Below are 18,466 nucleotides of genomic sequence, written 5' to 3'. Positions count from 1 at the left end.
TTACAAAGGAGCCGACCATGGAATTTAAGATTAAAAAATCTGTCCTCACTAAAGTGTTGAATAATGTCCAACGGGGAACAGCCAGTAAAACTACTACCGATATTCTTGAAGGAATCAAGATAGATGTCTATAAAGATCGTCTTATCTTTATTGGAAGTGATTCAAATTTAACCATTCAAGCAAAATTAGAGACAACGAATCTAGAGCATGGCATTACTGTTATAGAAACAGGTTCAATGGTGGTTAAGGGTCGATTCTTTATTGAAATTATCCGTAAATTACCTGGTGAAGAAGTCACTATTCGAACCAAAGACAAAGTACTCGTTCAAATTGTCTCTGAACAAGCAGATTTTACGATAAATGCCTATGATCCTAATAATTACCCTAGTATGGTCGAATTGAATGAAAAATTCAGTTTACAAATTAAGGGTTGCTTGTTAAAAAATATGATTGAACAAACCATTGTTTCTGTTTTCAAAAAAGAATCTCGGCCAATTTTGACTGGTGTGCAATTCTTTTTAGATGATCATCAGTTAAAAACAGTTGCAACTGATTCACATCGTTTAAGTCAACGTATTATTCCTCTTGATCAAGTGAAAGTTGAGGGGGTCGCTCAAGGAGAAAGTATCTCTGTAGTTGTTCCTGCTAAATCTTTACAAGAAGTGACTCGTATTATTGAAGATGAAGAAGATGTTCATTTGGTAGTGGATGAAACAAAAATTCTTTTTCAAATTCAAGATTACGCCATATACTCACGTATACTAGAAGGTATTTATCCAGAAACTAGTCGATTGATTCCGAAAAATTATCAAACCAAAATAACAGTCGCTGCTAAAGATTTGGAAGACGGAGCAGATAGGGTGGCTCTTTTGGCCAATAACGAGGAACAAGAATCTGTTTGCCTAAGCATTTCCTCAGAAAAAGTTCTCTTCCACAGTTCGCAACAGCAAGTGGGTAAAATGGAAGAAATCCTTCAAATTAAAGAATTTAGCGGAGAAGATGTGGCTATTCACTTCAATCCAATCTTCTTAATGGATGCTGTTCGTACTTTTAAAGGGGTAGATATAAGCCTCTATTTCAATGGATCAGATAAACCATTCTTTATGGAAGAAGCTAATCCTTCAAACCCAATTCCTCATAACTTTATTCAATTGATTACGCCAATACGTACACATTCTTAATATATAGTTAGGATAGGACTTTGATAGCTAAATCAAGGTCCTTTTTTTGACTAACAGGGTTAAATTACTGTCAAAGGAGCAGTTGAAAAAAAGATTTTTTATTTTTGAGCCATATAAGCCATTTTCGACTTGAAAAAGCATTTTTATCCAAAATGGGCTATCTCCTCTTAGAAGGCATTCTGAAAAGAAATCAAGAGGGGACTTTTTTGCGGTTTATTCAAAAATTTGCTATAATTAGAGGAGATACGATTGGAAGCAATGGGTCCAGAAAGTCGGTGACATATGCAAAAAAGTCAACTTACAATAACAGGCGAATATATTACTTTAGGACAATTTTTAAAGTTGGCAGAAATTATTTCTTCTGGTGGCATGGCTAGGGCCTATTTAGCAGAATATAGCGTATTTGTTAATGGTGAAGAAGAAAATAGACGAGGACGTAAGATTTATCCAAAAGATCAAGTGGAAGTTCCTGGTGTTGGGCTATATTTCATTAGAGCTGAGGAGGAAACATGCGATTAATTCAGCTGTCATTGAAGGCCTTTAGGAATTATGACCAGCAAGTAATCGAATTTAGTCCAGGTATCAATGTCTTTATTGGAGAAAATGCTCAAGGGAAAACGAATCTTCTTGAAGCTATACATACTTTAGCCTTGACTAAAAGTCATCGAACTTCACATGATCGTGAGTTGATAGAGTTTCAGGCAAAGGAAGCCTATGTGAAAGGGTATGTGGAGACGAAAAATGATCGTCTTCCCCTTTCTTTGTATTTAGGTTCAAAAGGAAAGATAGCCTGCGTTAATCACTTGCAACAAGCCCGTCTGAGTCAGTATATTGGCCATCTGACGGTCATTTTATTTGCACCGGAAGATTTAAGTTTGGTGAAGGGATCTCCTAACCTAAGACGAAATTTTTTGGATAGGGAGATTGGTCAATTGAACCCTCTTTATCTCCACCACTCTGTTCAATATAAGCAATTGTTAAAGCAACGTAACGCTTATCTAAAAGCCTTGCATAGAGGTCAACAAAGAGATCGGATATATCTGCAGGTCTTATCGGATCAACTTTCTGAAAGTGGAGCTTATTTGATAGCTGAACGGCAAAAATTTATAGGACGATTAGAGAAATTGGCTAATCGCTTGCATGGCTTGCTATCAGGGAATAGAGAAGATCTTAGTTTATCTTATGTGCCTTCCTTGTCCATGAAAGATAAAACTGAAGACCTTGGTCAGTTGAGAGAATGTCTCATTCAAACGATGGCAAGTGGAGAAGAAAAGGACATTGAAAGAGAAACCACAACTGTAGGGCCTCATCGAGACGATTTTTCTACCTGCATCAACGGCAAGAATTGCCAACTATATGGTTCACAAGGACAGCAAAGATCGGCTGTCTTAAGTTTAAAATTAGCGGAAATTGAGTTAGCTAAGGCATTAACGGGAGATTATCCTCTCCTCTTACTGGATGATGTATTATCAGAATTGGATGATCGTCGTCAAACTTTTTTATTGAAGACTATTCAAGATAAAGTTCAAACTTTCCTAACAACTACCTCATTGGCAGGGATCAACCAAAAATTGATCCAGCGTCCAACAATTTACCGCATTGAAGAAGGAAAAATAAAAGATGGAGTGTGTCAAATAGATGAGTAATGAAACCAAAAAAGATATAGCAAGCACCTCCTATGATGCTAGTCAAATTCAGGTTCTTGAAGGCTTAGAAGCCGTTCGAAAACGCCCAGGGATGTATATTGGGTCGACAAGTGCCATGGGACTCCATCACTTGGTATGGGAAATTGTGGACAATTCGATAGACGAAGCTTTGGCTGGTTTTGCCACACATATTGAAGTGCTGATCAATCCAGATAATAGCATTACTGTTATCGATGACGGTCGGGGGATACCAGTAGATATTCAAGAAAAAACAGGTAGACCTGCTGTTGAAACCGTCTTTACCATTCTTCATGCGGGTGGGAAATTCGGGGGTGGCGGTTACAAAGTATCTGGTGGCTTACACGGTGTAGGGGCCTCAGTCGTTAATGCCCTCTCTAAAAAACTGCGTGTCCAAGTTTTCAAAAATGGCCATATTTATGAACAGAGTTATAAGCGCGGTGTCGTGGAAGAAGATTTAAAAATTGTTGGTGAGACAGATAAACATGGGACCAGGGTAGATTTTACTCCAGACCCAGAAATCTTTAGAGAATCAACAGTTTATGTCTTTGATACCTTAAATGAACGGATACGTGAGTTGGCTTTCTTGAACAAGGGTCTTCGTTTGAGCTTAACCGATCTTCGGGAAGAAGAGGTAAAAGAAGTTCATTACCATTACGAAGGTGGGATTAAAGAATATGTGAGCTTCTTGAATAAGAAGAAAGAAGTTCTCTTTCCAGATCCTGTTTATTTAGAAGGCGAACAAGATGATATTGTTGTGGAAGTGGCTTTTCAATATACCAATACTTATCAAACAAATTTGATGAGTTTCACTAATAATATCCATACCTACGAAGGTGGAACACACGAATCAGGTGTCAAAACAGCTTTAACACGTGTGATCAATGATTATGCCAAACGTCAAAATATTTTAAAAGAAAATGATGACAATCTCTTTGGGGAAGATGTTAGAGAAGGGCTCACCTTGATTGTTTCTATCAAGCATCCAGATCCTCAGTTCGAAGGGCAAACTAAGACTAAGTTAGGTAATTCTGAAGCGAGAACGATTACTGACCGCTTATTTTCATCTGCCTTAGATCGTTTCTTATCTGAAAATCCAGCTATAGGGAAGAAGATAGTCGATAAGGGTATTTTAGCGGCAAAAGCCAGAATGGCCGCCAAACGTGCTCGTGAAGTGACTCGTAAAAAGTCTGGTTTGGAGATTTCTAACCTGCCTGGTAAATTAGCAGACTGCTCCAGTAATGATCCAGAAATTAACGAATTGTTTATCGTCGAAGGGGATTCAGCTGGTGGTTCTGCTAAATCTGGTCGTAGTCGGCATTTCCAAGCTATTCTGCCTATTCGAGGGAAAATTTTAAATGTCGAAAAAGCTTCTCTTGACCGCATCCTCGCTAATGAGGAAATTCGTTCTCTCTTTACAGCTATGGGGACAGGTTTTGGGAGTGAGTTTGATGTGACTAAGGCTCGTTACCATAAAGTTATTATCATGACCGATGCGGACGTTGATGGAGCCCATATCAGAACCTTATTAATTACTCTATTTTATCGTTTCTTCCGTCCAGTGGTTGAATCAGGTTACCTCTATATTGCTCAACCTCCTTTGTATAAGGTGAAACAAGGGAAACGTGAAGCTTACCTCAATAGCGATGAAGAATTGCAAGAATTATTGAATGAAATACCTGAAATGCCAAAACCTCAAATCCAACGTTACAAAGGTTTAGGGGAAATGGATGCGCACCAATTATGGGAAACGACGATGGATCCTGATAAGCGTTATCTCTTACAGGTAAAAGTAGAAGATGCTAAGTTAGCAGATGAAACGCTTGATATGTTGATGGGGGATCGTGTAGAACCTCGTCGAGAATTTATTGAAACTAATGCGGTCTATGCTGATCGCTTGGATATTTAGGAAGGAGGATTAAGGTGAGCGATTTTAATGACTTTGAAAGTAAGGATAATAGTTTAAAATCCACCGTAGAACTCTCTAAAGAGATGCGGACTTCCTTCTTGCAATATTCCATGAGTGTTATCGTTTCTCGTGCCTTGCCTGATGTTCGAGATGGTTTAAAGCCTGTTCATCGGCGTATTCTTTATGGAATGAACGAATTAGGGGTTACCCCAGACAAACCGCATAAGAAATCTGCCCGTATTGTTGGGGATGTTATGGGGAAATATCACCCACATGGCGATTATGCTATTTATGAATCGATGGTTCGTATGGCTCAAGATTTTTCTTATCGTTACCCTTTGGTAGATGGACATGGGAATTTTGGCTCGATTGACGGAGATGGTGCAGCGGCTATGCGTTACACCGAATCTCGCTTGTCTAAGATTTCTTTGGAAATGCTTAGGGATATTAACAAAGAAACGATCGATTATATGGATAATTATGATGGAACTGAAAAAGAACCATCAGTCCTGCCTGCACGTTTTCCTAATTTATTAGTCAATGGGGCAACAGGGATTGCTGTTGGTATGGCAACCAATATTCCTCCTCATAATCTGGGAGAAGTCATTGATGCTTTAGATTTATTAATGGAAAATCCTAATGCAACAACTGCTGAATTGATGACTGTATTGCCAGGACCAGATTTTCCAACAGGTGGTATAGTTTTAGGAAAATCAGGGATACGTCGTGCTTATGAGACAGGTCGTGGAAAGATCGTTTGTCGGGCAAAATTAGATATTGAAACTTTAGCCAATGGGAAAGAAAGAATTGTCATTACAGAAATCCCTTATATGGTAAATAAGGCAAAATTAGTGTCTCGTATTGCAGAATTACATAGGGAAAAAAGAATTGAAGGCTTAACCTATTTGAATGATGAATCTGACCGAAATGGGATGAGGATTGTTATTGAAGTGAGAAAAGATGTCTCTGCTCACGTTTTGGTCAATAACCTTTACAAGTTGACCCCTCTTCAAACGAATTTTGGCTTTAATATGTTAGCTATTGTTAATGGCGTTCCAAGGACACTCAGTCTAAAAGAAATATTAGTTCATTATCTCAACCATCAAGAAGAAGTGGTTAGACGGCGGGCTATTTTTGATAAAAAGAAAGCGGAAGCTCGTGTTCATATCTTAGAAGGTTTGCAAGTAGCTTTAGATCACATTGATGCGATTGTGGCGATTTTGCGACAATCTAAGACTGGGGAAGAAGCCAAACAAATCTTTATGCAAGATTACGGTTTGAGCGATATACAAGCTCAAGCTATTCTAGACATGCGTATGATTCGCTTAACTGGTTTGGAAAGAGAAAAAATCGATGATGAGCATGCGCAATTGATGGATAAAATTAAGGAATATAACAAGATTTTAGCAAGTGAGCAAGAACGTTTCCGTATTATTCAAGAAGAACTAGCTGAAATTCGTCGAAAATTTGGTGATTCTCGTCGGACAGAACTTTTAGTTGGGGAAGCCTTAACATTTGAAGATGAAGATCTTATCGAAGAAGAATCAGTTGTGGTGACCTTGACGCATAATGGCTATATTAAGCGTCTTCCAGATCAAGAATTTAAGACACAAAATAGAGGTGGACGTGGTGTTCAAGGGATGTCGATGCATGACAATGATTTTATAGAAAACATGTTCGTCTGCTCGAGTCATGATGATATCCTCTTCTTTACGAATAAAGGGAAAGTTTATAAAATTAGAGGTTATGAAATCCCAGAATATAGTCGGACAGCAAAGGGCTTGCCACTGGTTAATTTATTACCAATCGAGGAAAACGAAACAGTTGAAGCTGTCTTGAACATTGATAACCAAATGAATGATGAAGAAGCTTATCTCTTCTTTGTGACCGAGTTAGGAATTGTCAAGCGAACGAAATTATCAGAATTCCAAAATATTCGAACAAATGGTTTGATTGCTATTGGTTTACGTGAAGGGGATGAAGTGATCAAAGTTCGCTTAACTGACGGGAAACAATATGTTATTTTGGGAACTCAAAAAGGACAATCGGTTACCTTTGAAGAAAAGGATGTTCGAGCGATGGGACGGACAGCTAGCGGGGTTAAAGGGATCAGTTTACAAGATGGGGATCAAGTTATTGCCATGGATACCTTTAGCCAAGAATGCGAAATTTTAGCGGTTACCGATAAGGGTTATGGTAAACGGACGCCTTCTTCTGAGTATTCCGTGCATAAACGTGGTGGTAAAGGGATTAAAGCCATTCATCTCACTGAAAGAAACGGACAGTTGGTAGCTCTACGTTGTGTGTATGGTAATGAAGATGCCATGATGATTACAGATAATGGTGTGGTGATACGTTGCAGTATCTCTGGTATTAGTCAAACAGGTCGATCCACTCAAGGTGTGAAGATCATGCGAGTTGATGAAAATTCCAAATTATCTGCTGTGACCTTAGTTGATCCTGAAGAAAATGAAGATCAAAAAGATGATGGCAATATAGTAGATGATAAATTAGACCAGCAAGAAGAGGGGGAAGAAACTTTATCTATGCCAACTTCTGAAGCGGTAAAAGAACATTTACAAGATTTTGCGTCAGAATTAGTGAAAGAAGACAAGTTAGACTCTAGTGATGATTAGATCTTCTTTTTCAGATAGGTCAATAGGAATAAATAAACAGCCCAAAGAATGAATGTCTTTGGGCTTTTAGCCTAGGTATAAAGCGTTTTACTTGCTACACTAATAAATAAGAGATAAAAGTAAAGAGGATACGATTGAGATAGAGATAAGTCAAGTAGAGTATATGGAAAAAGTTATACAAGGAGTGTTTCTCTGATGCTAAGACCGGAAAAAAAGAAAACACTAATATTATGTTGTTTTGTGCTTCTTTTTGTTAGTTTAGTAGCAAGCCTACCTTACTTTTACAAGACATTTGAGAATGGTTTTGTTAACCAAGTATCCTCTAAAAAAAGGGATAATAGACCAATTAAAAAGCTTATTTATAAGGATATGATTCAGTCAAAAGAAGGCGAGAAAGCAAAAAAAATTACCCCAGAAGCTTTGATGCCTAATCGCAATCATAATTATCAAGCACTTTCTTATGCATATAGTGCAAAATGGGTCAATGAAGTTTTGCAGGGGAAGAAACATATAACGGGTAAGAAATTAGTTTTTTTAACATTTGATGATGGACCCAATAATGTGATAACCCCTAAAATATTAGATAAATTAAAAAAAGAAAAAGTTCCTGCCACCTTTTTTACTGTAGGTAAAGAGATAGGGAAGGAAAAGAGAAGCATTTTAAAAAGGGAAATTAAGGAAGGGCATGCAATAGCTCTACATTCATTTACCCATGATTACCATCAACTTTATCCAGAAAGAAAAGGCAATAAAGATGTCATCATTAAGGAAGTTAAAGCTAATCAAGATGCTTTAAAGAAACAACTTGGGGATCATTTTCATAGTAGTGTTTTTCGTTATCCTGGTGGTCATATGTCATGGAAAGATTTAGAGGAAAGTGATCAATTATTAAGTGAAGAAGGGATTCAATGGATTGATTGGAATGCAGCTAACGGAGATGCATTAGATGACAGTCAAGCTCCAAAGACTAAAGATGACATGATCACTTTTCATAAAAAAACGCTCAACTATTTTCCAGATAGAGGCATTCGCGTCATTTTAATGCATGATGCTGTTGGAAAAAAACTCACTTTAGAGGCTTTAGATGCCATAATTAGCTATTATAAACAAGAGGGTTATATATTTGCTGTATTACATTAAAAATTAGCTCAAATTAGCTCTGAGTTAAAAGTTCAAGCGAATATTTAAGGAGAAAATAGACTAAAAATAAAAGTAGCTGGATAATGTTTGTCGGTAAAAGAAAAAAGTAGACAAAAAGAGAAGTCTTTATTGAAAGTTGAGAGGTCTTTTGATAGAATTAATAGGCGTGAGTACTCTAAAAGAGGACTCTCCTTGCTTTCTTTAGAAAGAAAGCCAATAGTCCACAAGGAGGTGCAGAGAATGAGCAAATACGAAATCTTGTACATCATTCGCCCAAATATCGATGAAGCTGCTAAGAAAGAATTGATCGAACGCTTCGATAATATTTTGGTGAAAGATGGCGCTGAAATTGTCGAATCCAAGGATTGGGCAAAACGTCGCTTAGCTTACGAAATCAAGGATTTCCGCGAAGGGATCTACCATTTGATTACTTTAAACGCTAACGATTCTGTTGCTATTGATGAATTTGATCGTTTGGCTAAAATTTCTAGCGATATTTTACGTCATATGATCGTTAAATTGCCAGAATAATGAATGGAATTGCGCTGGCTTTTAAAGAGGTGAGTTAAATGATAAATAATGTTGTGCTTGTCGGACGGTTAACGCGAGAAGTTGATTTACGCTTTACCGGAAATTCTACAGCTGTTGGGACATTTTCTCTAGCTGTTGATCGCTCGTTTCAAAATCGAAATGGTGAAAGAGAGACAGACTTTATCAACTGTGTCATTTGGCGAAAATCTGCAGAAAATTTTGCAAACTTTACGCGCAAAGGATCACTTGTAGGGATCGAAGGACGTCTTCAAACGCGTAATTACGAAAATCAACAAGGCCAGAGAGTATATGTAACGGAAGTTATAGTGGATCGATTCTCCTTATTAGAACCTAGGTCAGTCACTGAACAACGTCCTGTAGGTGATTCACGTCAATCTTCCGGTCAATATAAAAACAATTACCAATCATCAATGGGTGGGAATAATAACGGATATCAGGGCACTAATCATGCGCCAATCGATCGACAACCGAGCGAACCAAGCTTTAGCGATCCATTTGCAGATGATGGTATGATTGATATTTCTAATGATGATCTCCCATTCTAAATAACTTGAGAGCTAATCATTTCAGCTAAGGAGGGATTTCAATGGCTGGACAACGTCGAGGCGGACGTAGACGCCGTAAGGTTTGCTACTTCACCGCTAACCATATTGACTACATTGATTATAAAGATGTAGAATTATTGAAACGTTTTATTTCCGAAAAAGGTAAAATTTTGCCACGTCGTGTAACAGGGACTTCAGCAAAATACCAACGTCCACTTACAATCGCTATTAAACGCGCTCGTGTAATGGGCTTACTACCATTCACAAATAACGACTAATATACTTTATAGTATAAAGTAAAGTCTTTCCATATTTTTGGAAAGACTTTTTTTTAACTTTTTTATTGTGGATAAACTGTGTGTATAATGAGTACCTTATTGGTTAATGCAACTTATTCACAAGAAACACGCTTGGTAAAAAGTTGTGGATAAAATTTGGGATAAGAAATACTGTAGAAAGAAAAAAATAGAAAAAAAGACGATAGTATCAAGCAATTTAACAAGTTAATGTTCTTGAAAATTCTGTGGATAATTGTGTGAAAAGGAGGAGTAGATTGACAAAAATCCCAGAGTATCATTCCTTATACAAAGTAAAAGTAAAATTGTGGATAAGTAATGTTTGAAAACTTATCCACAGATTTAAAAGAGGAATTCTTTGTGGTGAGTAAGGAATTATTCCATTTTAAAACTTTTCATCTACTTGTATTTTTGTGTTGAGGAGGAGGTCTTTTAGTTATGTTTAAACTTTATACTGTTCATGTTTTTGCTTACGAAGGAATAAGTTGAAACGACTTGTATTTTTTTTGCTAGATTTAACAAGTGTATATACACACTTCCGATAAGTAAAAAAAGATGAGATAGCTTTTTATCTAAGAGAGTTTAACTAGGCAAAAACTTACTTTGAATGGAATAGTCTTCATTTGTAGCATAAGAGTCTTGGCTGGAGCTGGAATTGAGAGGAAGCTTTTTTTGATATAAAGGTAAAAAAGTTAGAATTAGAAAGAGTAGGAAAATTTTCTATTAATGGAACTTTGTTAAAAGTCCAAAGAACTTTAGTCAACCTTATGTATAAGTAGAAGTAAGAATTGATGTGACCTTAACAAAATTTTTGAGGATGTAAAAAAATATGTACGGATATTAATCACAAAATGTAGGAGTTAGTGCCTGTCAAGAAGTAACTATATGAAAAAAACGTGGGATAAAACAATGTCTATTCGTGGGGCGAGGGCTGTGCGTGGGAGTTTCATTTGATATGAGAGATGATTTAGAAATAAATTTACTGATGTGAAGTTGAACTAGCAATAATTCAAGCAATTCTTCTTGAAATTTAAGTTTATAAGCTTAGTCATACTAAAACGAATAGGGGTGGGATAGAAAATTAGTAATTATTTATTCGACGTGAGTGTAGCTAGGGATAAGTAATAGGCATTGAGGAGAATGATTTTTATAAAATCAATATTAAATGTTTCACGTGAAACAGTTGTTTTATTATTTACAGGTTAGTGGTTAAAGAGGAAAGTCTCAAAATTCTAACTCCTGCGTCCCCAAAAAAGCTCCATTAATAAAAAAATTGCACTCTTGCTATGGTGGATATTAAGTATTCTGATTGGACGGGCTTATCTGATGGACTGTAGTTGTTAGAGATTATAGATAATTCGTAAATTGTCATGTGATCTAAAAGAGGGAAGAAATATTGGCAAAATTCTTCACTTAAAACTGTTTTCCCAAGGGGATGGGTCAAGTAGCTAGAGAAATAGGGTTGAGCTGATTCTTTTTTTAGAGAGGTCATATTATATTGACCCTTGGGTTAAATCAAAGAAAAGACTATCAGAATTTTCTCTCTAAGGATAAAAGGTTAATCTACTCAAAAAAATAAGAGGGTAGACTTGCTGATCCAGAGTATACTTAAAAATTCCTACAAAACAAATTTTAAAGAGAAAAGTATGACAAAAACAGATATTTAAGTATAAGGATGAGGGTCTAAAAAATTGGATTATTTATTATGTAGCAAAATCTAAATAAGAAAAAATGACCAGCAGACTGTTTCACGTGAAACACTCTACTGGTTAAAATTTTATCTTTCTTAGAGTTTCTTCCAGTCTTTTCGCTATAGTTTTTCAAACTTTTAACTATTGATGTAAATTTAAAGTTAAGGGGGGATAATATAGAGAAAAGAATTTAAAGAATAATAATATTTTTATGACTAATCTCGCCTATCTGAACTTTACCGCTCTTTAATACATATAGGCAAAGGACAGGACCTTTAAAAGTAGTAAGATAGTGACTGATTAAAACTTTACCCCTTTTGAATACGTAGAAAAGAAAAAAGGGAAAGGTAAATTTATTTCTCTTAAAATTTACTCTTTATCTTTAACTAAAGATAAATCCCCCCTCTCCTGGACATAGTAAATAATTATGTCCACCTGTTAAAGAAATAAATAGAGAACTGGTGAATTTTATGAGCAATATCAGTAAAAATGTTAGTGCTAAAAATACATTTTGTAAACTGTCTCTTTTAAGACTTGAATATTAGTAAGCGCAGTATAATTAAATCGTTAATTCTAAATATGAGTTTCTTCCCTTTCCCAGCTATGATAGAAACTTAGAGTAGAAGATTTATGATTAACAAAAAAGGAAGGAAAATAAATTGTTTCACGTGAAACATCGGAATTAAAGAGGAATGTAGGAATTGTTTCACGTGGAACATCGGGAATTAAAGAGGGGTGTAAGAATTGTTTCACGTGAAACATTTGAAAAAAGTAGGCGTCCGTTTCATTTTAGATAAAAAGAAAAAAGTGTCTCAATACAATTATAAAGAAAAAATTTACCTAGAGAATTTACTAAACTTTTCAAAGTTAATAGATAAATTTTTTGGGAGGGAGAGTAAAACTCATTAATTTTTTCGCTAGGTATTAAGAAAACTTTATTGATAATGTAGTTAAAAAAAAATATACAAAATAATTAAAAAGTAACTCTTATAGAGGAAAGTTCGTATAGATATAAATATACTTAAAAAAAGCGAACGTGTGTTCTATATGTATCCAAAAAAAGCCAATAATGGTATAATAGTAGATACTTATAGGCTTAATTACTTTTCCAATACTATGAGGAGTGAATCTTATGAAGGCTTGGAAAATAGATCATCTCCCAGAGTTTATACGGGCAAATAGAGTTAAAATTCCTATTCTAATCATTTTGACCTTACTATTCATCATTTTGGTTATTTCTTTTTTTCATGATTGGAAGTTTGGCTTAACTATTCTATTCCTATTCTCTATTGTCGTGGGGGTTCTCGTATTTCTCTCGGAATATTTGATTGACCAAACCAATAACTATATAACAGACCTATCTTATCGTATTAAGCAAGGTGAACAAGAGGCATTAATACGTATGCCTATTGGTATTATCCTTTACAACAAAAATGGGGAAATTCAGTGGGCTAATCCATATTTCAAAAAAATCTTTAATAAGAAAGATATTTTAGGCAGACCAGTATCAGAAATTAGTCAAAAGTTAGCAGATGTGATTGAAGAAAGTGAAGATGAAGAACTAGTATCCCTAGAAACTAATCATCGCTATATTGATGTGTCAGTTCAAAAGGATATTCGGGCAGTTTTTTTAATGGATACGACACGTTATTCAAAAATAGCTGTAAAATATAAAGATTCACGGATTGTATTTGGTCACATTTTCTTAGATAACTATGATGAAATATCCCAATCATTGAGTGATAGGCGCAAGTCGAACTTGAATAATTTTGTGACCAATCAGTTGAGTAATTGGGCAAATCACCACAACATCTATTTAAAAAGGGTAGATGATGATCGTTTTATAGCGGTTCTTACAAGGCAACGTTTATCTATTTTGGAAAATGAAAAATTTGAAGTCATAGATACAGTTCGTGAAACAACGGCTCGGCAAAATTATCCACTAACATTGAGCATGGGTTTTTCTTATGCTGATGAAAATGAAGATATGGATAACTTTCATGATATAGCACAAGTGGCTCAGTCTAATCTAGATCTTGCTTTGGGGCGTGGAGGAGACCAAGTAGTAGTCAGATCCAAGGAGGAGAAATCCCGTTTCTATGGTGGAAAAACGAATCCAATGGAAAAAAGAACTCGTGTACGTTCCAGAATGGTAGCTCAAGCCTTGCGTGAGCTCATGAAGGATTCGGACCAAGTTATTGTCATGGGACATCAATATCCTGACATGGATGCTTTGGGATCTGCTTTAGGGATTAGGCGGATCGCACAGATGAATAATACAAGAGCCTATATCGCTATTAATCATGATGAGTTAAATAATGATGTCCGCAAGTTAATGAGTGAAATTGTTAAAGATAGTGATATTGCACCATATATTGTGGAATCGAGCGAGTTATTGGATAAAATAACGCCAAAAACTTTAGTTGTTTTGGTGGATGTGCATCGTCCGTCTATTGTATGTAACCAAGAGATATTAGAGGCATGTCGTCAAGTTGTTGTGATTGATCACCATAGAAGAGGGCAAGAATTTCCAGAAAATCCAGTTTTGGTATATCTGGAGCCATATGCCTCATCTGCAGGGGAATTAGTGACGGAATTGTTTGAATATCAATCAAACGAAGCGGATCCAATTTCGAAAATAGAAGCAACAGCGATACTTGGAGGAATTATCGTCGATACTCGCAATTTCTCGCTTAGAACGGGATCTAGAACTTTTGATGCCGCAAGTTATTTGAAGAGTTGTGGAGCAGATACCGTTATGATTCAGCGATTATTAAAGGAAGATATTAATACATATCTTTTACGTAGCGAGTTGATTGAACGGGTAGAAGTTCTAGACGGGCGAATAGGTATTGCAGCAGGGTCAGAAGAACGTCTTTATAATCCAGTTGTCGCCGCTCAGACAGCAGACACCTTATTATCTATGGAAGATATTGAAGCTTCCTTTGTGATTACGAAGAGGGAAGACGGTCGAATTGGGATTAGTGCTAGGAGTTTAGGTACTCTCAATGTTCAAACGATAATGGAATTGATGGGTGGTGGTGGACATTTATCCAATGCCGCAACTCAAATTAAAGATAAATCCGTCGAAGAAGTTAAGAAAGAATTGATGGATATTTTGAAGAAAAAAGTAGAAGAAGATGAGGAGGACTAAGAGATGAAAGTTATTTTCTTACAAGATGTTAAAGGTCAAGGTAAAAAAGGTCAGGTAAAAGAAGTAAAAGATGGCTATGCCCAAAACTTCTTAATCAAACAAGGTAAGGCTAAAGAAGCCACTAAAGCTTCCTTAGCTAAACTAAGAGGGCAAGAAAAAGCGAGAGAAAAAGAAGAAGCAGAACATTTAGAAGATTGTCGCCAATTGAAAGCACAATTAGAAAAAGAAGGGACAGTAGCTGAAATAAAAACAAAAGCTGGTGAGGAAGGAAGAGTTTTTGGCTCAGTACCTTCTAAACAAATTGCAGAAGCCTTTAAAAAACAATACGGTTTAGATATCGATAAAAGAAAGATACAATTGGATGAACCGATCAAAAGCTTAGGTTACCGTCAAGTGGAAGTTAAATTACATCCAGAAGTAACGGCAACAGTAACGGTTCATATTGTCGCAGAATAGCAAAGGAGGATAAGCTTGGAGGATATTTTTCAAGGGCAAGTTCCACCCCAAAATATTGAAGCTGAACAGTCAGTTTTAGGGTCTATATTTTTAGATCCAGATCGAGTGGTTGGTGTGTTGGAATATTTGACGGTAGATGATTTTTACCGAAAAGCCCACCAACAAATTTTCCAAGCCATGCTAGATTTAAACGATCGTGATGAAGCTATTGACTTGGTGACGATCAGTAATCTTTTAGAAGAAAAAGGTCAATTGGAAAATGTAGGGGGACTGACCTATTTAGCTGAATTAGCGTCTAGTGTACCTACTGCGGCCAATATTGACTATTATGCTCAAATTGTTAATGATAAGAGCTTACTTAGACGCTTGATTCAAACCGCTACGACTATTGCGAAGACAGGTTATGAAGACCAAGGTAATGTAGCAGCTGTTTTGGATCAGGCGGAACAAGGTATCTTAGAAGTTTCTGAAAGAACAAATCGATCAGGTTTTAAAAGAATTCGAGATGTTATTGATCAGTCGATTGAAACGATAGAAAATTTAGCTAAAAATGACTCTTCAGTAACAGGCATCCCAACTGGCTATGAGGATTTAGACCGAATGACTGCAGGTTTGCAAGATGATAACTTAATTATTATCGCCGCTCGTCCAGCTGTAGGGAAAACAGCCTTTGCTTTGAATATAGCCCAAAATGTAGGAACAAGAGCTAATGAGGTTGTCGCTATTTTTAGTTTAGAAATGGGAGCTGAGTCTCTAGTTAATCGGATGTTGTGTTCAGAAGGCAATATCGATGCCTCCAATTTGCGAACAGGAAACCTCTCTGAGGAAGAATGGGATAGTTTGATCATGGCTATGGGAACCCTTGGGCAATCCAAAATATTCATCGATGACACGCCTGGTATTCGGGTAGCAGAAATAAGAGCTAAGTGTCGTCGTTTGAAACAAGAACAAGGGGATTTAGGCTTAGTGGTGATCGACTATTTACAGCTAATCGAAGGTTCAAGAAAAGAAAATCGGCAACAAGAAGTTTCTGAAATATCTCGACAATTAAAGAAGTTAGCTAAGGAATTATCTGTTCCCGTTATTGCTTTGTCACAACTTTCTCGGGGGGTAGAACAGCGTCAAGATAAACGGCCTGTTTTATCTGATATTCGAGAATCTGGGTCTATTGAACAAGATGCGGATATAGTAGCCTTTCTATACCGTGAAGATTATTATCGGTCTGAAGATGGGGAAGAACAAGAAGATAACAATATCATAGAAGTAATTATTGAAAAAAACCGGGCTGGTGCGAGAGGGACAGTTCAGTTAATTTTTATGAAAGAATACAATAAATTTACGTCTCTAGCTAATCCAGGACTAACGGAAGCAATGGCTCCACCAATGTAAAGCTGTCAAAGTTTTTAGGGATCAGAAAAAAATGATATGTAGTGTATTATAACAAGAAAGTGGGATTCCAGAGAAATGGGATCCCCTTATTTTTGTGGAGAGAAAAAGTGAAAATTTGAGATCTGAGCTAGAAGAAAGATAGTCTGTTTTTTCTTGCAGGTATCATTAATTATTGATACACTGATAATGTTGGTTTTCAACGGAATAAATTAAGAATTAAGAGGTGTCGACATGTCTTCAATTGTCGTGGTTGGAACGCAATGGGGCGATGAAGGGAAAGGGAAAATCACCGACTTCTTTAGTCAACAAGCTGATGTGATTGCTCGTTATGCTGGTGGCGATAACGCAGGACACACAATTGTTTTCGGTGGGACTACCTACAAATTGCATTTGATTCCTTCTGGGATTTTTTCAAGTGACAAGCTTAGCGTTATTGGAAATGGGGTAGTGGCAAACCCTAAATCTTTGGTTGAAGAATTAAATGGATTGATTGAACAAGGTGTAGATGTATCTGGTCTTCGTATTTCAGATCGAGCACATGTCATTTTGCCTTATCATATTCTTCTCGACAAGTTACAAGAAGAAGCGAAGGGCGATCAAAAAATTGGAACGACCTGTAAGGGGATCGGGCCTGCCTATACGGATAAAGCTGCTCGTGTTGGGATTCGTATGGTCGATTTATTGGAAAAGGAAACTTTCCATGATTTATTGAAACGCAATCTAGATGAAAAGAATGCTATTTTTACCAAAATTTATGGGCATGAAGCTCTCGACTTTGATGAAATCTTTGAAAGTTATTATGCATACGGTCAAGAGTTGAAGAAATATGTTGTAGATGCTTCTGTTCTATTGAATGATGCATTAGATGAAGGTAAAAAAGTCTTATTTGAAGGTGCTCAAGGGGTTATGTTGGATATCGATCAAGGGACATATCCATTTGTCACCTCATCGAACCCATTAGCCGGTGGGGTAACAATTGGGACTGGTATTGGCCCAACCCGTGTTTCCGCTGCTATTGGTGTTTGCAAGGCCTATACCTCACGTGTAGGGGATGGACCTTTCCCAACTGAATTGTTTGATGAAAAAGGCCATCATATTCGTGAAGTAGGTCATGAATATGGGACGACTACAGGACGTCCTCGTCGTGTAGGTTGGTTTGACTCTGTGGTTATGCGGCATACTAAGCGCGTGTCAGGTATCACTCATCTATCTTTAAACTGTATTGATGTTTTAACAGGTTTAGATAAAGTGAAGATCTGTGTGGCTTATGAAAAAGCTGACGGCAGTCGGATTGAAAGTTATCCAGCCAGCTTGAAAGAATTAGCTGGTTGCACACCAATCTATGAGGAATTAGACGGTTGGACAGAAGATATCACGTCTTGTCGTTCTCTAGAAGAATTACCTCAAGCAGCCCAACATTATGTGAAACGCATAGAAGAATTAGTTGGAGCAAAGATTGCTACTCTATCTGTGGGGCCAGATCGTGATCAAACTAATATCTTAATTAACGTTTGGGAAGAATTTTAAAGATAAAGAGGCATAATGCCATAGAAAAAGCTAGTCTTTTAGGTGCCATTAGGGAGTCTTTAAGGCTAGCTTTTCCTTATATTGGCTATATACTTCTTCCTGACTTTGACACCAAAAAAACAAAAAATCGGGTAAAGCTGTCTTGACTTTGACAGTTAAAAAATAAAAAAGCGAGTATAGATGTTGATTTAACAACGTTTATACTCGCTTTGCTTTTTTTGATCTGTATATACTAGAGTTTCACTCGTGTAGTTCTTCCACCAAATGCTAAGGGCTTTATTCGATATAAGCAAAATATAGCTCAAAAAGTTTGAGGCAGAGTTTGT

At 36.6% G+C, this 18,466-nt stretch carries 13 protein-coding genes; all 13 read left to right on the top strand.

Translation table 11 applies throughout. The features are described 5' to 3' along the window. Window positions 1-17 precede the first annotated feature (17 nt). The 13 genes from dnaN to D3H64_RS07715 all read left to right on the top strand — a co-directional run bounded on the left by dnaN (window position 18) and on the right by D3H64_RS07715 (window position 18,140). The gene (gene dnaN, locus D3H64_RS07775) at window positions 18-1,181 is read left to right on the top strand and encodes a DNA polymerase III subunit beta (protein ID WP_121565684.1); all 1,164 of its coding nucleotides are present in this window, start codon (window positions 18-20) and stop codon (window positions 1,179-1,181) included. Between the two features lie 282 nt (window positions 1,182-1,463). Beyond that, window positions 1,464-1,700: a S4 domain-containing protein YaaA gene (gene yaaA / locus D3H64_RS07770; RefSeq protein ID WP_121565683.1), complete on the top strand. Its 237-nt coding sequence runs from the start codon at window positions 1,464-1,466 to the stop codon at window positions 1,698-1,700. Then, complete coding sequence (gene recF / locus D3H64_RS07765; protein ID WP_121565682.1) at window positions 1,691-2,827, top strand: DNA replication/repair protein RecF; 1,137 nt, start codon at window positions 1,691-1,693, stop codon at window positions 2,825-2,827. Before yaaA ends, recF begins: the two co-directional genes overlap by 10 nt. Further along, on the top strand, window positions 2,820-4,754 hold the full coding sequence (gyrB, locus tag D3H64_RS07760) for a DNA topoisomerase (ATP-hydrolyzing) subunit B (RefSeq protein ID WP_121565681.1): 1,935 nt from the start codon (window positions 2,820-2,822) through the stop codon (window positions 4,752-4,754). Before recF ends, gyrB begins: the two co-directional genes overlap by 8 nt. 14 nt (window positions 4,755-4,768) lie before the next feature. Next, window positions 4,769-7,390 (top strand): DNA gyrase subunit A, encoded by a 2,622-nt coding sequence (gene gyrA / locus D3H64_RS07755; RefSeq protein WP_255421008.1) that lies wholly within the window; start codon window positions 4,769-4,771, stop codon window positions 7,388-7,390. A gap of 195 nt (window positions 7,391-7,585) precedes the next feature. Then, window positions 7,586-8,530, top strand: coding sequence for a polysaccharide deacetylase family protein (locus D3H64_RS07750; protein ID WP_121565680.1), 945 nt, complete (start codon window positions 7,586-7,588; stop codon window positions 8,528-8,530). 240 nt (window positions 8,531-8,770) lie between these two features. Then, on the top strand, window positions 8,771-9,061 hold the full coding sequence (gene rpsF, locus D3H64_RS07745; RefSeq protein WP_121565679.1) for a 30S ribosomal protein S6: 291 nt from the start codon (window positions 8,771-8,773) through the stop codon (window positions 9,059-9,061). Between the two features lie 38 nt (window positions 9,062-9,099). Next, complete coding sequence (gene ssb / locus D3H64_RS07740; protein ID WP_121565678.1) at window positions 9,100-9,627, top strand: single-stranded DNA-binding protein; 528 nt, start codon at window positions 9,100-9,102, stop codon at window positions 9,625-9,627. Between the two features lie 41 nt (window positions 9,628-9,668). Then, window positions 9,669-9,905, top strand: coding sequence for a 30S ribosomal protein S18 (gene rpsR / locus D3H64_RS07735; RefSeq protein ID WP_121565677.1), 237 nt, complete (start codon window positions 9,669-9,671; stop codon window positions 9,903-9,905). Between the two features lie 2,841 nt (window positions 9,906-12,746). After that, window positions 12,747-14,768: a DHH family phosphoesterase gene (locus D3H64_RS07730; RefSeq protein WP_121565676.1), complete on the top strand. Its 2,022-nt coding sequence runs from the start codon at window positions 12,747-12,749 to the stop codon at window positions 14,766-14,768. 3 nt (window positions 14,769-14,771) lie between these two features. Then, window positions 14,772-15,224, top strand: a complete 453-nt coding sequence (gene rplI, locus D3H64_RS07725) for a 50S ribosomal protein L9 (protein ID WP_121565675.1) — start codon at window positions 14,772-14,774, stop codon at window positions 15,222-15,224. A gap of 15 nt (window positions 15,225-15,239) precedes the next feature. Next, the gene (dnaB, locus tag D3H64_RS07720) at window positions 15,240-16,613 is read left to right on the top strand and encodes a replicative DNA helicase (protein WP_121565674.1); all 1,374 of its coding nucleotides are present in this window, start codon (window positions 15,240-15,242) and stop codon (window positions 16,611-16,613) included. 231 nt (window positions 16,614-16,844) lie between these two features. Further along, window positions 16,845-18,140: an adenylosuccinate synthase gene (locus D3H64_RS07715; protein ID WP_121565673.1), complete on the top strand. Its 1,296-nt coding sequence runs from the start codon at window positions 16,845-16,847 to the stop codon at window positions 18,138-18,140. Window positions 18,141-18,466 lie beyond the last annotated feature (326 nt).

Origin of the sequence: Atopobacter sp. AH10 (assembly GCF_003664595.1) — a bacterium.
GTDB lineage: Bacteria > Bacillota > Bacilli > Lactobacillales > Aerococcaceae > Atopobacter.
The sequence above is the reverse complement of the archived record's forward strand: the minus strand, read 5'-3'. Positions and strand labels throughout refer to the sequence as shown.

Coding starts and splice junctions, on each gene's coding strand:
- dnaN (WP_121565684.1), top strand. CDS start 18: ATGGAATTTAAGATTAAAAAATCTGTCCTCACTAAAGTGTTGAATAAT.
- yaaA (WP_121565683.1), top strand. CDS start 1,464: ATGCAAAAAAGTCAACTTACAATAACAGGCGAATATATTACTTTAGGA.
- recF (WP_121565682.1), top strand. CDS start 1,691: ATGCGATTAATTCAGCTGTCATTGAAGGCCTTTAGGAATTATGACCAG.
- gyrB (WP_121565681.1), top strand. CDS start 2,820: ATGAGTAATGAAACCAAAAAAGATATAGCAAGCACCTCCTATGATGCT.
- D3H64_RS07750 (WP_121565680.1), top strand. CDS start 7,586: ATGCTAAGACCGGAAAAAAAGAAAACACTAATATTATGTTGTTTTGTG.
- rpsF (WP_121565679.1), top strand. CDS start 8,771: ATGAGCAAATACGAAATCTTGTACATCATTCGCCCAAATATCGATGAA.
- ssb (WP_121565678.1), top strand. CDS start 9,100: ATGATAAATAATGTTGTGCTTGTCGGACGGTTAACGCGAGAAGTTGAT.
- rpsR (WP_121565677.1), top strand. CDS start 9,669: ATGGCTGGACAACGTCGAGGCGGACGTAGACGCCGTAAGGTTTGCTAC.
- D3H64_RS07730 (WP_121565676.1), top strand. CDS start 12,747: ATGAAGGCTTGGAAAATAGATCATCTCCCAGAGTTTATACGGGCAAAT.
- rplI (WP_121565675.1), top strand. CDS start 14,772: ATGAAAGTTATTTTCTTACAAGATGTTAAAGGTCAAGGTAAAAAAGGT.
- D3H64_RS07715 (WP_121565673.1), top strand. CDS start 16,845: ATGTCTTCAATTGTCGTGGTTGGAACGCAATGGGGCGATGAAGGGAAA.